We start from the raw sequence: 16,899 nt of genomic DNA on the forward strand, positions 1-16,899 counted from the left end.
GATTCACATGCAGAACCTCAACATCGGCCTCATCGGAGGCGGCTTCATGGGCAAGGCCCATTCGCTCGCTTACGCCGCCATGCCCATGTTCTTCTGGCCTGCACCGGCACTGCCCGTCCGCAAAGTCATTGCGGAAGCCACCCCGGATCTCGCGGCGGAGGCGGCCCGCCGCTTCGGGTTCGAGAACTCCACCGCGGACTGGCGCAGCATCATCGACGATCCGGACATCCACGTGGTGGACATTGCAACGCCCAACCACCTCCACGCCGAGATTGCCATTGCCGCGGCCGAAGCCGGCAAGCACATCATCTGCGAAAAGCCCCTGGCCCGTACGGGCGAAGAATCCAAGGCCATGTACGACGCGGTCAAGGACAAGAACATCGTCCACATGGTTGCCTTCAACTACCGCCGCACACCCGCCGTAGCGCTGGCGAAGAAATACATCGAGGAAGGCGCAATCGGGCAAGTCCTCAACTTCCGTGGGACCTACCTGCAGGACTGGAGCGCCGACCCCAACTCCCCGCTGTCGTGGCGCTTCCAGAAATCCATCGCAGGTTCCGGCGCACTCGGCGACATCGCAACGCACGTCATTGACATGGCGCGCTACCTGGTCGGCGAATTCAGCGCCGTCAATGCCCTCCTGTCCACCTGGATCCCCGAGCGGCCGCTGCAAACCGGTGGCGCCGACGCGCTGGGCACCGTCCGCGGCGGAGAAGGCCCGCGCGGTCCGGTTGATGTGGACGACGAGGTCATGACCATGATCCGCTTCGCCAACGGCGCTGTGGGTTCGGTGGAAGCAACACGCAATGCCCACGGACGGAACAACTACATCACCTTCGAAATCCACGGGACCGAAGGAAGCATCGTGTTCAACTACGAGCGGCGGGATGAACTGCAGGTCTGCTTCGCATCCGACCCGGGTGACCGCCGGGGATTCCGCACCGTTTACACCGGGCCCGCACACCCCTACGGCGAAGGACTCTGGCCCATCCCTGCCCTCGGCATTGGATACGGCGAAACGAAGATCATCGAGGCGCACGACTTCTTCAAGGCCATCGCGGAAGGCGGCAGCGTCAGCCCGAGCTTCGCCGACGGCTACCAGGTGGCCCTCATCGATGACGCAATCGTCGAGTCCGCTGCAAAAGAAGCGTGGGTCGAGGTTCCGCAGATCGACGCATGACCCAACGGGAGGGGCGGCGGCCATGCCGCCCCTCCTGCCGGCACAGGAGCACCCCAGGAGGTAAAAATTGGGACACACAACGGTCAGCCAAGTAGAAGCGCAAGCCTGGCTAATGCCAGTGTTCACCGCAAAAGCAGGGCACGAAGCCGCGCTTCATGAAGCACTCCTGGGGCTTCAGTCCGCGAGCCGAAAAGACCCCGGATGCCTGGAATACACCGTCTTCTCCGATGATCAAAGGCCAGGTACTTTCATCCTTTTTGAGGGATGGGCCCGCCGCGACGACCTCGCAGCCCACAACGAAGAAGACCATGTAAAGGAATTCGTGAAAGGGGTGCAGTCACTGCTGGCCGAACCGTTCTCCGTAACCCCCATCACCCCGCTTACCTGACACTAAACGGCCCTCCAAGCGCAACGAAACAGGTAGTCGCAGCCCAAAAGACAGGTACCGGCCAACGGTGACCGTGGGGTTGCCCGGTCTATAGACTCCGGCTCAGCAGGTGATCTTCGTCAGGGTTGCACGCCCGCGCCACAACAGGATTTGCTCTCGAAATGGGGGAAACGTGATGCAGCTACTGAGCACAGGGTCCGGGCGATACCAGGGTTCACCTTCATCCGCTGCCCGCCTTCGCGGCCGGAGTGTGGCACTTATCGGGACGATCCTGGCGGCCCTCATCCTGGCGGGCACTATCCCTGCAACCGCTGCAGCCACGGTGACCTCCACCATCCCGGTCGCTTCGAGCCCCAGGAACGTTGCGTTCACCCCGGACGGGTCCAAAGCCTACGTCACCAACTGGGAGTCCAACACGGTGTCGGTCATCGACGTAGCCTCGGGCACGGTGGCTTCCACGATCCCGGTCGGGCCGTCTCCGCTGGGTGTTGCGGTGGCCCCGGACGGGTCGATTGTTTACGTCACCAGCGCGGATTCCGACATGGTGTCGGTCATCGATGTCGCGTCGGGCACGGTGGCTTCCGCGATCCCGGTCGGGGCGGCTCCGTTCGCCGTTGCGTTTGCCCCCGACGGGGCGACGGCCTATGTCACCAGCGGCGGCAGCGGTTCAGGCACGGTGTCGGTCATCGATGTGGCCTCGGGCACGGTGGCTTCCACGATCCCGGTGGGGCCGCTTCCGAATGCCGTCGCGTTCGCCCCGGACGGGTCCAAGGCCTACGTCACCAACGGGCAGGACTCGAACATGGTGTCGGTCATTGATGTCGCCTCGGGCACGTGGACCTCCACGATCCCGGTCGGGTCATCTCCCACGGGCGTGGCGTTCACCCCGGACGGGGCACAAGCCTACGTCGCCAACAACGAGGGCGATTCCGTGTCGGTCATCGACGTTGCGTCGGCCGCGGTGACCTCCACCATCCCGGTCGGGTTTGCCCCGGACAGCGTTGCCATTGCCCCGGACGGGTCGGCGGCCTACGTCACCAACTCCGCGGCCGACACGGTGTCCGTCATCGACGTGGCCTCGGGGACGGTGACCTCCGCCGTCACGGTCGGGACGCATCCGACGGGTGTTGCCGTGTCCCCGGACGGGTCGGCCGCCTACGTCGTCAACACCGTTTCCAACACGGTGTCGGTCATCACCGTGGACGCAGCACCGCCGGTGTTCACCGCGGCCACACCGCCCACCAAGGCGAACACGCGGACCGCCTACAGCTACACGTTCGCCGCCACGGCTGCCCCCGCCCCCTCCTTCCACGTGTCCTCCGGTGCGCTGCCTGCAGGCCTGAGCCTGGACGCGGCCACGGGTGTCCTGTCCGGCACCCCGGCCAAGGCCGGCAAGTTCACGTTCAGGGTGACCGCCGCCAACGGTGTCAGCCCCCATGCGGTCACGGACCGCATCACAATCACCGTGACCAAGGCGAAGGCCCGCTGAGCGGACACGCCACGGTCGTCGAACAGCCCGTAAGGCCGGCGGGCGGACGCAGGGCTGGAAGGAACGACGACGGCGATACGCATGTGCCGCCGTCGTTCCTCCTGCCCTGCCTGCTGGCCACAGCCCGGGTGGCCGGGAAAATATCAAGGGGCTTTCCCCCTATCCAGCCGGGCCACGCGCGCGGAAGATAAGCCCATGAAAAAGCTTGTGCTGGCGAGCTTCGCCGCCCTTCTCCTGGTTATTGGCTCCTATCTGGGCGGTGTGGTCCCCGGCAATGCCGCGGCCGACCCTGCCATCACTGCAGGGCAGATCCTGGTCAAGTTCCGCGACAATGCCGCCGCCGCGGGCGCCCTCAGATCGCACGGGCTGACCGACGGGCCCGACGTCGGCAGCACCGGCGCGCACCTGATCACCGTGCCGGCAGGGAAGGAGCTGCAGCTGGTCGAAGCGCTGGGCCGGAACCCCGCCGTGGAGTACGCCGAACCGGACTACGTGGTCACTCCGGCTTCGGACGACACCTACTTCCCCAGCCAGTACGCGCTGCAGAACACAGGCCAGTCGTTCACGAACACCGCCGGTACGGTGAGTGTAGGCAAGGGCACAGCTGACGCCGACGTGGACGCGGTGGAGGCCTGGACCGTCACCACAGGTACCGGGATCCGGGTGGCTGTCCTGGATTCCGGCGTCGCGATGGACAACCCCGACATCAACCCGAAGGTCGTGGCGCGGACCAACTTCACCACGTCCAGGAGCAACGACGACAACTACGGCCACGGAACCCACGTCGCCGGAATCGTTGCCGCCACCGCCAACAACGGCATGGGCGTGGCCGGCGTGTGCCCGGGATGCAGCATCCTGGCCGGGAAAATCCTCAGCGACACGGGGATGGGATCAAGCTCAGGCCTGGCGAACGGCATCAACTGGGCCGTCAAGAACGGCGCGAAGGTCATCAACATGAGCCTGGCGGTCGGCGCGTCAACCACCCTGGAAACTGCGGTCAATAATGCCTGGAACGCGGGTGTGGTGCTGGTTGCTGCGGCCGGCAACGGTGGGAACACCTCCATGAATTACCCGGCCGCGTACCCCAACGTCATTGCCGTGGGCGCAACCGACAACAACGACACGAAGGCGACATTCTCCACCTATGGCACGTGGGTGGACGTGGCAGCGCCGGGGGTCAGCGTTTACTCCACCTTCCCCAACCACCGGTTTACCCTTGCCAGGGAGTACAACCGTTCCCAGGGGTATGACATCGGCAGCGGCACCTCGATGTCCTCGCCTGTTGTCGCCGCGGTGGCCGCGCTCGCCCGCAGTGCCAACCCCGGCGGCACCACCTCGGACATCCGCGCAAAGGTCGAATCCACCACCGACGCGGTTGGCGACATCGGGAAGGACTGGGCCCATGGCCGGGTTAACGCCTGCAGAGTGGTCGGGGCGCTAGGTTGTTGACCCTTCCGGCGGCGTGGAGCCCGTTGTAGGGTCGTGGCGTGATCGTCCCCGATATCTCCCAGAACGCCGTGGCGGTGGCGGATCACTACGACGAGCTAGACCCCATCTATCGCCGGGTCTGGGGCGAGCATGTCCATCACGGCCTCTGGGTGACCGGCCATGAGACACCCGGCGAGGCCGTCGAGGCGCTGGTCGAAACAGTTGGCGACCGGCTGGGGCTGATGCCGGGCCAGGCGTGCCTCGACATCGGCTGCGGTTACGGCTCCACAGCGAGGCGGCTCGCAGTGACACGAGGTGTCCGGGTCACCGGCTTCACGCTGTCCGCTGCGCAGGCCCGCTACGCCGCCGCGCATGGTGTACCGGACGTGGACATCCAGGTCCGCGACTGGCTCGCCAACGGCCTTGACGACGCCTCGGCCGACGCGGCCTGGGCGATCGAGTCGAGCGAGCACATGGTGGACAAGCCCAGGTTCTTCGCCGAGGCGCACCGCGTGCTGTCACCCGGCGGCCGCTTGGTCATCTGCGCGTGGCTGGCCGAGACCGATGCCAGCGGGTGGAAGGTCCGCCACCTGCTGGAGCCGATCTGCCGCGAAGGGCGCCTGCCCTCGATGGGCACGCGCGAGGAGTACGAGGCGATGGCAAGGGCGGCGGGCTTTGCGGTCGCCGGCTATGAGGATGTCAGCAGCCGCGTCGCCCGGACCTGGCCGATCTGCGCCGGCCGGCTCGTGAAGTTGTTGCTCACCGACGGCGAGACACGCCGCCTCGCCCTTGGCGCACGCAACCGCAACTCGTTTCTGGGCATTCCCCGCCTGATCCTGGCCTACCGCACCGGTGCGATGCGATATGGCATATTCACGCTCGCCAAGGCTGCGGAGAGCGGGCCGTAGCCCGCACGCCAACTGCCTCAGGGCAGCGGCTGCCGTTCGCCCACGCTGACGGAGGACGACGGCGGCAGGTACTCACGCCGTCGTCGTTCCATCCGCCGCTGCTGGCCCGGAGACGGAATATGCGCACGCTTGGCCCGGTTGCACCTGGCGCAGGCCGCCACGAAGTTCTGCAGACTGGTGGAACCGCCCTTGGACCACGGGTAAAAGTGGTCGCCGTGCTCGGCCGGGCCAAGAACGACGGCGGCCACGCCGGGGACTTCGCCGATCAGGGGCAGCCGCCGTCAGAAGAAGAAACTGTCTGTAAGGATGGACCCATGAATGAGAGCAGCATCCGCCAATTCCAGGAATCCATCACCATCAAGGCATCAGCCGAGACCCTCTACAACCTGGTCTCCGATGTCACCCGCACCGGTGAGTGGAGCCCGGTCTGCACGTCGTGCTGGTGGGACGACCAGGACAGCGCTGGCCAACCCGGCGCCTGGTTCACCGGGCATAACGAGCTCCCGAACCGGACCTGGGAGACCCGCTCGCAGGTGGTGGCTGCCGAACGCGGCCGCGAGTTCGCCTGGGTGGTGGGCGGCAAATTCGTCCGCTGGGGCTTCACGCTCACCCCCGCAGCCGACGGAACCATCCTGAGCGAGTCGTGGGAATTCCTGCCGGAGGGAATAGCCATGTTCAAGGAGAAGTACGGTGAGGCGGCTGACGCCCAGATCGCCGACCGCACCCAGCAGGCGCTGGACGGCATTCCGAAAACGCTCGCCGCTATCAAGCGGATTGCGGAGGATTCAGGGGTGGACGGGGGTGGCCGCCTCTTTTCCTAGCACCGTTGTCCAGGGGCGGGCGGTCCAGGACGTCACGACGCCAGCTTTGACGTAGGGATCGGCGGCTGCAAAGGCCTTTGCCGCCTCGAGTGCGTTCTCGCCGGTGAAGATCAGCAACCCGGTGAAGGGTCCGTCACCAACGGCCCCGCCCAGCAGAAGCTCGCCGCGTTCCACTGCTTCCCAGCCCGCCTTGAGGTGGTCTGAGCGGTATTGTCCGCGGGTCTGAAGGTAGTTGTCCTCGTAGGTGTATTCGAGCACGGCGTGCATGTGGTTCCGTCCATTTCGTTGAGTGGTTTCGCTCGTTGTAGAAGTAGCGTACCCATGGCTGGCGCTGCTCAGGGCTCCGAATGGACCCCGGGCTGTTCGTGGATGCCGCACCAGCCGGCGATGAACAGGGCGATGCTCTTGGTGATCCGGCGGATGGATTCGACCGAGACCCGCTCGTCGAACCCGTGGATCGACTCTGAAACGGGGCCGTAGACCAGCGCCGGCGTATCGGCATAGAGCGTGAAGACCCGGCCGTCGAGGTAGCCCGGCGTGGTGAAGCTTTGCAGTTCACTGCCGAACACCTGCTCATGGGTGCGCTCCAGCATGGCCTCTGCTTCGCTTCCGGGCTCCAGCACATAGCCCTCGGAGAAGAAGCCTGTCTTCACACCGACCGCGTTGATCGGGTCGGGTCCCCGGCCCAGGGAGGCAAGGCAGTCCTGAAGTTCAGCCCATGCCTGCTCCGCGGGGATGCCGGGATATATTGCCGCGCGCACGTCGAACTCGCACCAGGCCGGGACGCTGGAGGGCCAGTCCCCGCCCTGGATGCCGCCGAAGTTGAAGTTGATGGGGTGGTCCAGGTCTTCGAAGTAGCGGTGCTGTCCGCGGTCCGCATTCCACTTCTCTTCGACCTCCCGCAGCGCAGAGATTGCCGTATACGCTGCGTCGATGGCGTTGAAGCCGGTGCCCATCTCACGGGGATGGGTCGGATTCCCGGTGACCCTGACCCTGAACCAGAGCACGCCGACGTTGGCGCGCACCAGCATGTCTTCTTCTGGTTCGGGGATGATGACGGCGTCGGCACGATAGCCGCGCATCAGTGCGGACAGGGAGCCGTTGCCTGTGCATTCCTCCTCGACGACGGACTGGAAGTGGATGCGACCGGCGGGCTCGAACCCCGCCGCGCGGACAGCGTCGAAGGCGAAGAGGTTGGCTGCGAGACCTGCTTTCATGTCTCCGGCGCCGCGGCCATACATCCATCCGTCGATGATGGGGGCGTCCCAAGGGTAGCGGGACCAGGACTCGGACGGACCCTCGGGGACGACGTCGATGTGGCCGTTAAGGATAAGGGATCGGCCCTGCTCGGAGGCTGGACGGTACGTGCCAACCACGTTGGTCATGCCCGCATAGGAAACCGTTGTGGGCCCGTAGCCCTCATGGGCGGACAGGTCATCGGCGTCCAGCTCCCACCGGTCCATCTCCAGGCCACGGCCTGCCATGGCCGCATGCATCAGGTCCTGGGCGCTGCCCTCCCGGGTGCGCAGCGACGGGTGCTTGACCAGGTCCTGGGTGAAGGTCAGCTGGGCATCGAAGGCGGCGTCGACGGCCTCCAGGATGCGGAGTGTTTGGTCGTCACTGAGCAATTTTGTCTCCTAACGAAACGGGGAGCCGTCCGGTGGACGGCTCCCCGTTCTGGTGGTTGAGCATTCGAAAGAGGGTAAAGCTTGGGCTACTGTCTGCGGCCGGCCCTAGCTGCCGGCGACAAGCTTCTTGTCCTGGACCCGCAGGCGCTCGCCGAAGAACCCGCCGACGGCGGTGAGCAGGGAGATGATCGCCAGGATCAGGGCCGCACCCCACGACTGGTTACCGGAGACGCCCAGCATGGCCGTGGCCAGCAAGGGCATGAATCCACTGGTGGCACCTGCGATGTTATAGCCCAGGGCCACACCGGAGTAGCGCAGCTTCGGCGGGAACAGCTCGGTCAGCAGGGCACCGTTGACGGCGTACGCCACCGCTATAAGCATGATCCCGACGGTGATTGCCAGCGTAATCAGCAGTGGGGATTTCGTGTCAATCATGGCGAAGAGGGGGAAAGCGGCGACGGCGCTGACGATACCGCCCCACATGGTGACCTTGCCCGGCCCGATCTTCTCTGCGAGCCGGCCCATGAGGAACGTGACTCCGATCTGGGCCACGGCGGCAACCAGTGTTGCGTTGACCATGACGTTCCGGTCCACCTTCAGGGTGTTGGACCCGTAGCTCACCGCGAAGGTGGTGATCATGTAGAAGCCACCCACGCCGAGGAGGGCCGCGAGTACGGCCACGAGCAAGCGGCCGGAGGCGTGGCGGAAGACCTCGAACGCCGGAACCTTGGACGTTTCACCCTGGGCGAGCAGATCCTTGAAGATGGGGGATTCTTCCACCTTGAGGCGGATCCAGAGCGCGATGCCGAGCATGGGGAAAGCCAGCAGGAATGGAATCCGCCAGCCCCAGGCGTCAAAAGCTTCCGACGGGAATAGGAGGACGAGCGAGAAGGCGCCCGAGGCCAGCAGCGTAGCCACCGGCGAACCGACCTGTACCAAGGCGGCGTACCGGCCCCGCTTTTCAACGGGGGCATGCTCGACGGCCATGGTTACCGCACCGCCCCATTCACCGCCGACAGCCAGGCCCTGGACAAGCCGCAAGACGGCGAGCAGGATGGGCGCCGCCAGGCCGATGCTGCCGAAATCGGGCAACAGGCCGATGAAGGCCGTGGCCGCGCCGATCATGACGATGGTCATCAGCAGCGCGGGCCGGCGTCCGTAACGGTCGCCGATGTAGCCAAAGATCATGGCCCCGATCGGACGGGCTGCGAAGCCGACGCCGAACGTGGCAAAGGAGGCCAGCAGCGCCGCGGTGGGGTCCATATTGGTGAAGAACAGCCGGTTGAAGACCAGCGCCGCAGCCGTGCCGAAGAGGTAGTAGTCGTACCACTCCAGCGCGGTCCCGACGAAGGCGGCACGGGCAATCTTTCCTGCGTCCTTGCCGGAGATCACCGGAGGAGCACCTGCGGCGGGGGAAAGTGAATTTGAGGTGGTCACTGCGTGGGCCCTTTCGAGCGGGGTTGAGTTCTTGCATCTCGGGTCCCGCGGCGGGCGAAGGGCGATGGCCTGCACTGCTGCGGTGATTATTCGAGAGTAGGTGAGTGATAACGCCCTAAACAATGATAATTTCCACCCACTTTCGGCCCCTTTCTTAGGCATTTTCACAAACTAGTCGGTGAACTCGCTGTAGCGGCTGAGGGCGATGAGTGCCCGCGCGGCCTCGCCCGGCACTGTGAGGTCAAGGCCGATCGCCTCGTGAAGGCTGTGGAGGCGGTTCACTACGGTGTTGCGGTGGCAGAACAGCTCCTCCGACGTTTCTTTGATGGATCCGGTCCGCCCATAGCTGCGTGCCACCTCCAGTAGGCGTTGGCGTTCGACGGGCGTGCACTTGTCCAGAGCGTTCTTTATGGAGGTGGAAAAGCCTGGAAACTTCTGCTCCAGGAGGCCGCTGGCGATTCCCATCCATGCGTCCTCCATCGTGGCCAGCCGGGTGCCGCGGCGCTTCTGCTGTGCCAGCACAAGTGCCGAAGCCGCAGCGGAGGGAACGGCATCCAGTCCCTCCACTCCCGGTACGTACCCGGCAGGAAAGGCCGGCGGTTCGTGACGCCAGGTCAGCCCCTTCCGCTGCTGCCGGAAGACATACAGGACTCCGCTGTTCTCGTACATGTAGATGCTGTGGTCGGACTCGAACTGCTGCTGGGCCTGGGATACGGCGTCCAAGGTCACTGCGAGCACTTCGAAGGTCCCGGTGGCCTGCACTTCGAGGGCCGCTGCAAGGTCCTGGACTTCACGTGGGGTGCCAGGTCCGGCATTGAACAGCCGGGAAAGCAGGCGCTGGCGGTACAACTGCTTGTTGCGGGCCAGGCGGGCCTCTTCCTCGGCATAGGCCTGTTGGATGCTGGTCACGTAGCCTTCGACGGCGTCCAGGACCCGGTCCATGTTGGCCACCAGGACACCGATCCCCTTGTCCCGCGCGACCCGTTCCAGCCCCTTCCAGAGAACACGGAAGTCATTGCGGATGGCTACCAGGAACGCGTCGAGGGGAACGCCCTGGCGGGCGCGCCGGGCGGCCACCTCGCGGGGAAGCGTCTGCAGGTCCGGGGGGAGCTCCAACCCGGCCATCTGATAGAGGAACATGTCCATGGTGTCCGCTGCGGTCCGGTAGATGTCCTCCTTGGGAACCACTGCTTCACCATAGGAAATGGAGGAAAAACGCTCCAGGAAGTCGTCCACCAGCAGGGATCGATCCTTCCAGAGACTCTCCAGCAACTCGGTCCATTCCGGCTCGGTGGGACGGCCGGGACGGAACTCCCTGGCGGTCGTACCGTAGGATCGCGCATCGTCACCATCATTTGCTGTCATGCAGGCATTTTATGCAAAAGCCTAAAGTTTGACCATGAAACAGCGTTCTATATCCATTGAAGGCAGCGATATCACAGAGTTGAATGGACGGAGCCGCACTTTCAGGCCGCGGCCCTAACTCCTCGGAAAGGCCCGGGGACCCTAGCAAAGAGGATCCATGCCCTTCGATCTCCTGATTCGCAATGCACGCATACTGACCCAGGATGCCTCCCGCCCCACCGCGACAAGCCTGCTCATTCACGACGGCAGAATCCTCGATGTGGATCCCGACGCCGGCCTTTGCGGCCACGCCCTCTGGACCATTGATGCCGCCGGAACCACGATTGTCCCTGGGTTCAATGACGTCCACGCGCACAGTGTCTGGTTCGGTCTGGGGCTCATGGAGGCCAACGCAGGGGCAGCGGCAAATCTGGACGGGCTGTACCAGATCATCGCCGAGGCCGCCGCCGAAATGGCCCCGGGGGAGTGGGTTGTGGCATCCGGTTACAGCCCGCTGCTGCTCGACGGCCAGCAACCGGACAGGGACCGGTTGGATGCGGCGGCCGGGGGACGTCCAGTGTGGATCAAACACTCCTCCGGCCACGCCTGCACGGTCAACGGCGTAGCACTGGAGCTCGTAGCCGCCCAGGCCGATCTCAGTGCACCGATCGAAGGCGGAGCCGTCGTCATGGGCGAAGATGGCCTGCCGACGGGGCTGCTGGAGGAAAACGCCATGCGATTGGTGCAGGACATCCTGCTGCCGTATCCGCTGGAGACCATTGAACGCGCACTGGATCTGGCCACGTCACACTACCTCTCCGAAGGAATTACCAGCGTCACGGATGCGGGCATCGCCGGTGGCTGGATCGGCTATTCGCCGCGGGAGTTCGCCGCGTACCAGAATGCCCGCGACAAGGGGATGCTGAGCGTCAGGATGCAGCCAATGCTGGTTATGGATGCCCTCCACGATGTGCCCGGCCACGCCGATGACCCGGCCTCCATAAGCCTCGACGCCGGAATCCGCACCGGCCTGGGCGACGATTGGCTGCGCCTGGGACCAGTGAAGATCTTCAGCGACGGTTCGCTCCTTGGCAGTACCGCCTACATGACCGAGGACTATGTCGGCTGCACCCACAACCACGGCTACCTGCAAATGGACGCGGACCAGCTGCGCGAGTCGGCGCTCAGCGCCTACCGGGCGGGCTGGGCGATTGCGATGCATGCCATCGGGGACCACGCGATCGACCACGCCATTGACATCATCACTGAGGCGCAGGAAAGGTTCGGTTCCAACGCACAGCCCAACCGGATCGAGCACGGCGGCGTGGTCCGCCCCGATCAGCTTGACCGGATAGCCCGGGCCGGCATCGTGCTGGTCCCGCAGCCGCACTTCATCACCGAGTTTGGAGACGGTATGGCCCGCCTGCTGGGCCCCAAACGCACCTCGTGGTCCTATCCCGCCAAAAGCCTGCTGAAGCGAGGAGTTACACTGCCGGGAAGTTCAGACCGCCCCGTCTCCAACGGCCGGCCCCTGGATGTCATGCAGTCGTTCGTGGAGCGGCTGACTCCTTCAGGCGACGTGTACGGCCCGGCCGAAAGGATCACCGCGGCCGAAGCGCTGGCAGCCTATACCACGGGATCGGCCGCCGCCACGGGAACCGGGCACATCAAGGGCCGCTTGGCACCGGGGTACCTGGCGGACCTCGTGTTCCTGGACCAGGACCCCACCGCCGTGGACCCCTCAAACATCTCAGCCACCCGCGTGCTCGCCACCATGGTGGGCGGGCAAATCCGTTTCGGCGAGGAAAATCTGCCGGCGCCGGTCCGCGCCACAGACCTTGAGGCAGCATTGACAGGGAAGGAAACCCCATGAGCACCGCACACGACGAGTTCCTCGCAGACTTCGCCACGATGTCTGGCTTCGGCGCCACGCCCGGGGGAGGCGTGGACCGGCAGGCCGGCACGGCCGCAGACCATGCCACGCGGGCATGGTTCAGCCAATGGCTGGCCCAGCACGGCTATACCGAATCAGTGGACGGGGCAGGCAACCAGTTCGGCACCCTGGACCTGGTCGCCGGCGCCCCCTATGTGCTGGTCGGCTCACACCTGGACTCCCAGCCGCTGGCCGGACGATACGACGGGGCCTATGGCGTGCTCGCAGCGGCCCATGCAGGCGCCCGCGTCGCTGCGGAAGTCCAGGCCGGAAAGCTCCGCCCGACCTACAACCTGGCCGTTGTGAACTGGTTCAACGAGGAAGGCAGCCGCTTCGCGCCCAGCATGATGGGAAGCTCTGTCTTCACCGGGAAGCTGCCGCTTGAGGACGCGCTTGCCACCGCAGACCCTGCCGGAATCACAGTGGCGGAAGCCCTGGCCGCCGGACACAGCACTTCGCAAGGAAACGCCCCGGTCCTCGCCGAGGTTGCACGCTATGCCGAGATCCACATCGAGCAGGGCAGGAGCCTGGAAGAAACCGCCACCCAAGTGGGGATCGTGGACCGCACCTGGGCCGCCAGCAAGTACCGGGTTACCGTGGACGGAGCCCAGTCACACACTGGCTCCACCCGCATGGAGGACCGCCGTGACGCCCTCTTCGGGGCCGCGCTGGTCATCGCCGCCGCTCGTGAACTGACTGCGGAATTCGAGCCCGGGCTGCTGCACACATCGGTATCCGAGCTGTATGTCCTGCCGAACTCACCGGTCACCATCGCCCGCCAGGTCCTGATGAACCTGGACCTGCGTTCCCCCGATGAGTCCGTCCTGGGCCTCGCCATGGAACGGCTGGGCAAGAGGATTGTCGACGCCGAGGCAGATTCCCGGACGGAGATCCGCCTGGACCTGACGCACAACTGGGGTGTGGTGTCCTACCAGTCCAAGGGCGCGGCCCTGGGCAGGGTAAGCGCAGAGAGTCTGGGCTACAGCCACAGGGACGTGATGACCGTCGCCGGGCACGATTCCACCAACATGAAGGATGTGGTTCCGACCGTCATGCTCTTCGTTCCCAGCGTCGAAGGCATCTCGCACAACGAAGCGGAGTACACCCGCGACGACGACGCGTTGCGCGGCGTCGAACTGTTGACGGACGTTACGCGGCGGCTTGTCTGCGGCGAATTGGAAGAGGACTGAGCCGGTAGCCTTTCGAACCAGGCGTTTCGGGGAAGGTTAAGGGGCATGAGCGGTAGGGCCTTGCCCGCTTGGGTGGCCCTACTGTCCTGGCACGGGGGCGCCGGCGCCCCGCCGCAGGCCGGCCGACACCCCAGCCAAGTCCGTCATGGCGTGGACGGCGTCCTCATTTGCGAGCCCGTTCTCGTGGCAGAGGGAACGCCAGGTCCAGAAGGACACCGCGTGGGCGACGACGGCGCGCAGCCTGGCGCTGCCTGGCTCCGGAAATGCCTCCAGGAGGCGGTCACGGAAGAACGTGTCGCGCTCCCGGAGGCCTGTGCGGTGCTTTTCCGGAAGGGCGGCCCAATCGCCGTAGATGTTCCTGAGCATTGGCTCGCCGTCGCGGTAGAACCGGTACAGGTCTGTGAGTCCGGCATGGAGGCGTTGGAGGGGGTCCGGGTGCTCACACCACGCCGAAGGATCTGGCAGCTGCTGTTGTGAAAGCCAGTGCGAGGAGCAGGCGGAGAACAGCGCTTCCTCGTCGGCGAAATGACGGTAGACCGTCAGCCGGGTGACCTGGGCCTGCTCGGCGATGCCCGCAATGGTGGTCCGGGCAGGGCCGACTGACCCGTGGAGCGCCACCGCCGCGTCCACGATGCGCTGCCGGGTGGTGTCCACCTGCTCGGCACGCTTGTTCATCTGGTACTTGCGTGCTTTGGCTGAACGCTGCTGTTCACTCAAAGTATTGACACCGGTCCTGCGTGGGCTGACAATTCGATATACACCACTGTATATCGAAATTGAAAGGGATGGATGCCATGGGCGCTGAGGAGGCTCCGCGGCTGACAGTCGTGCAGCCTGGGGAGGGACGCCAGGGCAGTCTCGGAAGTATCGGGGTTGTCTTCAAACTGTTCGGTGAACACACCAACGAGCAGATTTCCATCGTGGAACACCCGTTTCCGGTGGGGGCCTTGGTTCCAGTGCATATGCACAGCCGCGAGGACGAATACTCAATCGTCCTGGAAGGCGAGATCGGATTCCGGTCCGGTGAGCGCGAGGCAGTGCTGGGCGCCGGGGGCTACATCACCAAGCCGCGCGGCGAACTGCACACCATGTGGAATGCGGGGAAAGTTCCGGCGCGGATGATCGAAGTCATCAGCCCGGCCGGGTTCGAGCATTTCTTCTGGGGACTGGCCGACCAGCTTGAAGCCGGACCGCCGGACCCTGAAGCCATCGGCAAACTGGCCGCAGAATACGGCCTCCAGTTCGGCGAGGCGCCATGGCTGCCGGACATCATCGCCCGGTACGGGCTAAATCCACCGATGGGCTGACGGGAAGGCCATGGGCCTCCAGGTTCCCCTTTACCGAACGGGACGGCGACGTGGCCCCGCCGCGCAGAAGCCGGGCGCGCCGCTGGCCGGAATGGCCGCCGTCGTACTTCTGCTGCACGTGGTGGGCTGGGGTGTGCTGGTGCTGGGCGTCGTCCCGCAGAACCTCCTCCTCGGCTCCAGCCAGGTCTTCGGACTGGGGATCGGGTTGGGTGCCTACCTGCTGGGCATGCGCCACGCCTTCGACGTGGACCATATCGCCGCGATCGACGGCACCACCCGAAAGCTCATGGGGGAGGGCCTTCGGCCCGTCTCCGTCGGTTTCTGGTTCTCCCTTGGCCACTCCAGCATCGTCCTTGGCCTCTGCCTGCTGCTGGCTGCGGGAGCCCGCAGCCTGGGAAACCAGCTCGGAGATGGCGCCTCGTGGTGGCGGGAGGTCCTGGGGCCAGTGGGCGCCACCATCTCAGGATTGTTCCTTTACCTCCTGGCCTTCCTCAACCTTGCCCTGCTGGTCCGCGTCGCCAAGGACTTCCGGCTGCGGGCGGGGCAGCCGGGATTGGGGACGACTGTCGAGGTCCCGGGCCTTCTGGTCCGCCTGCTGCGCCCGGTCCTGCGCAGCATCACCCGGCCCGCCCAGATGTATTGGGTGGGGCTGCTGTTCGGCCTGGGATTCGATACGGCCACCGAGGTGGCGCTGCTGGTTGTGGCCGGGGGAGCGGCGGCGGTGGAACTTCCCTGGTACGCCGTCCTTACCCTGCCCGTCCTCTTCGCGGCGGGCATGAGCCTGCTTGACAGCCTGGATGGATGGTTCATGAATGCGGCCTACGGTTGGGCGTTTGAGCATCCGCGCCGGAGGCTGCTGTACAACCTGCTGTTGACCGGGCTCTCGGCCACCGTGGCGCTGGGTGTGGGGACCGTGGAACTGCTGTCCGTGGTCACGGCGAATACGGGAGCGGTTTCCGGGGTCTTTGCGGCCATCGGCGGCATCGATCTGACGGGGCTTGGCTACGCCGTGGTTGGCTTGTTTGTTCTCGCCTGGCTGGCCGGGGTCTTCATCTGGAGGTTCCGGGGCTGCTCGCCCACTGCTGCCAGCCTGGAGGAGTGAGCCGCCTTTTGGTTCCCGTTTGCCTCAGCCTTCCGGCAGGAGGTTGGCCGCCAAGGTACGGGCCATGAATCGTCCGAAATGCTCGGCACTCCAGCCGCGCTTGAGGACCAGGGTTTCGTAGAGCTCGGCCGAGGTGCTCATGAAGAAGACGTCGGCCACCTCCTCCGCCGTCAGGCCCGGCCGCAGGAATCCCCTCCCGAGCACCTGGCGCGCGTTGTGCAGCATCCGTTGGTACCGCCCGTCATCCACGTCGCGCAGGAGCGCGGCCATGTCCTGGTCTCCGCTCGCCGCGGCGTCCCGGATGAGGAGGTAGACGGGGGAGCCCAGCGGGCTCACCTCGGAAATGAAGCGGCCGAACTGCTCCATGAGTTCGCGGGGATCGGTGACCGTGGCCTGGGCGCGGTCCGACCGCTCTTCCGCTGGCGGGCCGCCGGCGCCCAGCAGGCTCTGTTCGTAGATGGCACGCACCAGCCCAGGCTTTCCGCCGAACCCCTTGTACACGGACTCCTTGGAGACGCCGGCCGCGTGGGCGATGGCGGCGATGGTGGTCCGGCCGTAGCCGTGGGCCAGGAACAGCGCGCGGGACTGGGCCAGCACCCGTTTCCTGGCTTCCCCGGCAGCCTCCTGCCGGCGCCGGGCGTCGTAGCTGCGGGGGCGGGGTGGCGCACCATTGACCGCGGGTCCCATCGGGCTTAAGCTCCTTGTATCAGTTAGATACAGCTGACTGTATCAAATTCAGCGTAC

Annotated in this window: 17 protein-coding genes; 10 read left to right on the forward strand and 7 right to left on the reverse strand. The window is 65.4% G+C overall.

The annotated features are described in order from the left end of the window. The first annotated feature begins 7 nt into the window (after window positions 1–7). The 5 genes from ACEN9K_RS06565 (at window position 8) to ACEN9K_RS06585 (ending at window position 5,393) form a co-directional block, all read left to right on the forward strand. Window positions 8–1,180 (forward strand): levoglucosan dehydrogenase, encoded by a 1,173-nt coding sequence (locus ACEN9K_RS06565; protein WP_495635413.1) that lies wholly within the window; start codon window positions 8–10, stop codon window positions 1,178–1,180. Window positions 1,181–1,247: 67 nt separating this feature from the next. Continuing rightward, a complete protein-coding gene (locus ACEN9K_RS06570; RefSeq protein ID WP_495635414.1) occupies window positions 1,248–1,568 on the forward strand; it encodes a putative quinol monooxygenase in 321 nt (106 codons plus the stop codon). A gap of 250 nt (window positions 1,569–1,818) precedes the next feature. Further along, window positions 1,819–3,057 carry a beta-propeller fold lactonase family protein gene (locus ACEN9K_RS06575; RefSeq protein WP_495635415.1) on the forward strand — a complete coding sequence of 413 codons (1,239 nt, stop codon included), beginning with the start codon at window positions 1,819–1,821 and terminating at the stop codon, window positions 3,055–3,057. Window positions 3,058–3,252: 195 nt separating this feature from the next. Then, complete coding sequence (locus tag ACEN9K_RS06580; protein WP_495635416.1) at window positions 3,253–4,506, forward strand: S8 family serine peptidase; 1,254 nt, start codon at window positions 3,253–3,255, stop codon at window positions 4,504–4,506. A 38-nt stretch (window positions 4,507–4,544) separates the two neighbouring features. Continuing rightward, entirely contained in the window at window positions 4,545–5,393 is an 849-nt protein-coding gene (locus ACEN9K_RS06585; RefSeq protein ID WP_488314938.1) for a class I SAM-dependent methyltransferase, read from the forward strand. A gap of 17 nt (window positions 5,394–5,410) precedes the next feature. Here ACEN9K_RS06585 and ACEN9K_RS06590 read toward each other — a convergent pair whose 3' ends face one another. Next, entirely contained in the window at window positions 5,411–5,641 is a 231-nt protein-coding gene (locus tag ACEN9K_RS06590; protein WP_231377438.1) for an HNH endonuclease, read from the reverse strand. A gap of 66 nt (window positions 5,642–5,707) precedes the next feature. Here ACEN9K_RS06590 and ACEN9K_RS06595 point away from each other — a divergent pair, with 66 nt between their 5' ends. Continuing rightward, entirely contained in the window at window positions 5,708–6,214 is a 507-nt protein-coding gene (locus ACEN9K_RS06595) for an SRPBCC family protein (protein ID WP_051081402.1), read from the forward strand. On the opposite strand, the gene ACEN9K_RS06600 is transcribed toward ACEN9K_RS06595, so the two are convergent. The 4 genes from ACEN9K_RS06600 to ACEN9K_RS06615 all read right to left on the reverse strand — a co-directional run bounded on the left by ACEN9K_RS06600 (window position 6,179) and on the right by ACEN9K_RS06615 (window position 10,644). After that, a complete protein-coding gene (locus tag ACEN9K_RS06600; protein ID WP_018770461.1) occupies window positions 6,179–6,481 on the reverse strand; it encodes a YciI-like protein in 303 nt (100 codons plus the stop codon). The genes ACEN9K_RS06595 and ACEN9K_RS06600 overlap by 36 nt on opposite strands. 68 nt (window positions 6,482–6,549) lie before the next feature. Next, on the reverse strand, window positions 6,550–7,842 hold the full coding sequence (locus ACEN9K_RS06605; RefSeq protein ID WP_018770460.1) for an ArgE/DapE family deacylase: 1,293 nt from the start codon (window positions 7,840–7,842) through the stop codon (window positions 6,550–6,552). A 105-nt stretch (window positions 7,843–7,947) separates the two neighbouring features. Next, window positions 7,948–9,279 carry an MFS transporter gene (locus ACEN9K_RS06610; protein ID WP_018770459.1) on the reverse strand — a complete coding sequence of 444 codons (1,332 nt, stop codon included), beginning with the start codon at window positions 9,277–9,279 and terminating at the stop codon, window positions 7,948–7,950. A gap of 171 nt (window positions 9,280–9,450) precedes the next feature. Then, window positions 9,451–10,644 (reverse strand): helix-turn-helix domain-containing protein, encoded by a 1,194-nt coding sequence (locus ACEN9K_RS06615; protein WP_223994294.1) that lies wholly within the window; start codon window positions 10,642–10,644, stop codon window positions 9,451–9,453. Between the two features lie 157 nt (window positions 10,645–10,801). On the opposite strand from ACEN9K_RS06615, the gene ACEN9K_RS06620 reads away from it, so the two are divergent. Beyond that, complete coding sequence (locus ACEN9K_RS06620; protein WP_495635417.1) at window positions 10,802–12,496, forward strand: amidohydrolase; 1,695 nt, start codon at window positions 10,802–10,804, stop codon at window positions 12,494–12,496. Beyond that, the gene (locus tag ACEN9K_RS06625) at window positions 12,493–13,746 is read left to right on the forward strand and encodes a M20 family metallo-hydrolase (RefSeq protein ID WP_495635418.1); all 1,254 of its coding nucleotides are present in this window, start codon (window positions 12,493–12,495) and stop codon (window positions 13,744–13,746) included. The genes ACEN9K_RS06620 and ACEN9K_RS06625 overlap by 4 nt, the downstream gene beginning before the upstream one ends. Window positions 13,747–13,824: 78 nt before the next feature. Here ACEN9K_RS06625 and ACEN9K_RS06630 read toward each other — a convergent pair whose 3' ends face one another. Next, on the reverse strand, window positions 13,825–14,463 hold the full coding sequence (locus tag ACEN9K_RS06630) for a TetR/AcrR family transcriptional regulator (protein ID WP_495635419.1): 639 nt from the start codon (window positions 14,461–14,463) through the stop codon (window positions 13,825–13,827). A 77-nt stretch (window positions 14,464–14,540) separates the two neighbouring features. Between ACEN9K_RS06630 and ACEN9K_RS06635 the strand changes: the two genes are divergently transcribed. Together ACEN9K_RS06635 and ACEN9K_RS06640 are read left to right on the forward strand one after the other, a co-directional pair. Further along, window positions 14,541–15,053 (forward strand): cupin domain-containing protein, encoded by a 513-nt coding sequence (locus ACEN9K_RS06635; protein ID WP_495635420.1) that lies wholly within the window; start codon window positions 14,541–14,543, stop codon window positions 15,051–15,053. A gap of 91 nt (window positions 15,054–15,144) precedes the next feature. Further along, entirely contained in the window at window positions 15,145–16,155 is a 1,011-nt protein-coding gene (locus ACEN9K_RS06640; RefSeq protein WP_495635421.1) for a HoxN/HupN/NixA family nickel/cobalt transporter, read from the forward strand. Between the two features lie 24 nt (window positions 16,156–16,179). Here ACEN9K_RS06640 and ACEN9K_RS06645 read toward each other — a convergent pair whose 3' ends face one another. Next, window positions 16,180–16,842, reverse strand: a complete 663-nt coding sequence (locus tag ACEN9K_RS06645; RefSeq protein ID WP_495635422.1) for a TetR/AcrR family transcriptional regulator — start codon at window positions 16,840–16,842, stop codon at window positions 16,180–16,182. Window positions 16,843–16,899 lie beyond the last annotated feature (57 nt).

Source organism: Pseudarthrobacter sp. Pseusp20, from assembly GCF_059492155.1.

Excerpts from the sequence above, each read along its gene's own strand:
- ACEN9K_RS06565 (WP_495635413.1), top strand. The coding sequence starts at position 8 with ATGCAGAACCTCAACATCGGCCTCATCGGAGGCGGCTTCATGGGCAAG.
- ACEN9K_RS06580 (WP_495635416.1), top strand. The coding sequence starts at position 3,253 with ATGAAAAAGCTTGTGCTGGCGAGCTTCGCCGCCCTTCTCCTGGTTATT.
- ACEN9K_RS06595 (WP_051081402.1), top strand. The coding sequence starts at position 5,708 with ATGAATGAGAGCAGCATCCGCCAATTCCAGGAATCCATCACCATCAAG.
- ACEN9K_RS06600 (WP_018770461.1), bottom strand. The coding sequence starts at position 6,481 with ATGCACGCCGTGCTCGAATACACCTACGAGGACAACTACCTTCAGACC.
- ACEN9K_RS06615 (WP_223994294.1), bottom strand. The coding sequence starts at position 10,644 with ATGACAGCAAATGATGGTGACGATGCGCGATCCTACGGTACGACCGCC.
- ACEN9K_RS06620 (WP_495635417.1), top strand. The coding sequence starts at position 10,802 with ATGCCCTTCGATCTCCTGATTCGCAATGCACGCATACTGACCCAGGAT.
- ACEN9K_RS06625 (WP_495635418.1), top strand. The coding sequence starts at position 12,493 with ATGAGCACCGCACACGACGAGTTCCTCGCAGACTTCGCCACGATGTCT.
- ACEN9K_RS06635 (WP_495635420.1), top strand. The coding sequence starts at position 14,541 with ATGGGCGCTGAGGAGGCTCCGCGGCTGACAGTCGTGCAGCCTGGGGAG.
- ACEN9K_RS06640 (WP_495635421.1), top strand. The coding sequence starts at position 15,145 with ATGGCCGCCGTCGTACTTCTGCTGCACGTGGTGGGCTGGGGTGTGCTG.
- ACEN9K_RS06645 (WP_495635422.1), bottom strand. The coding sequence starts at position 16,842 with ATGGGACCCGCGGTCAATGGTGCGCCACCCCGCCCCCGCAGCTACGAC.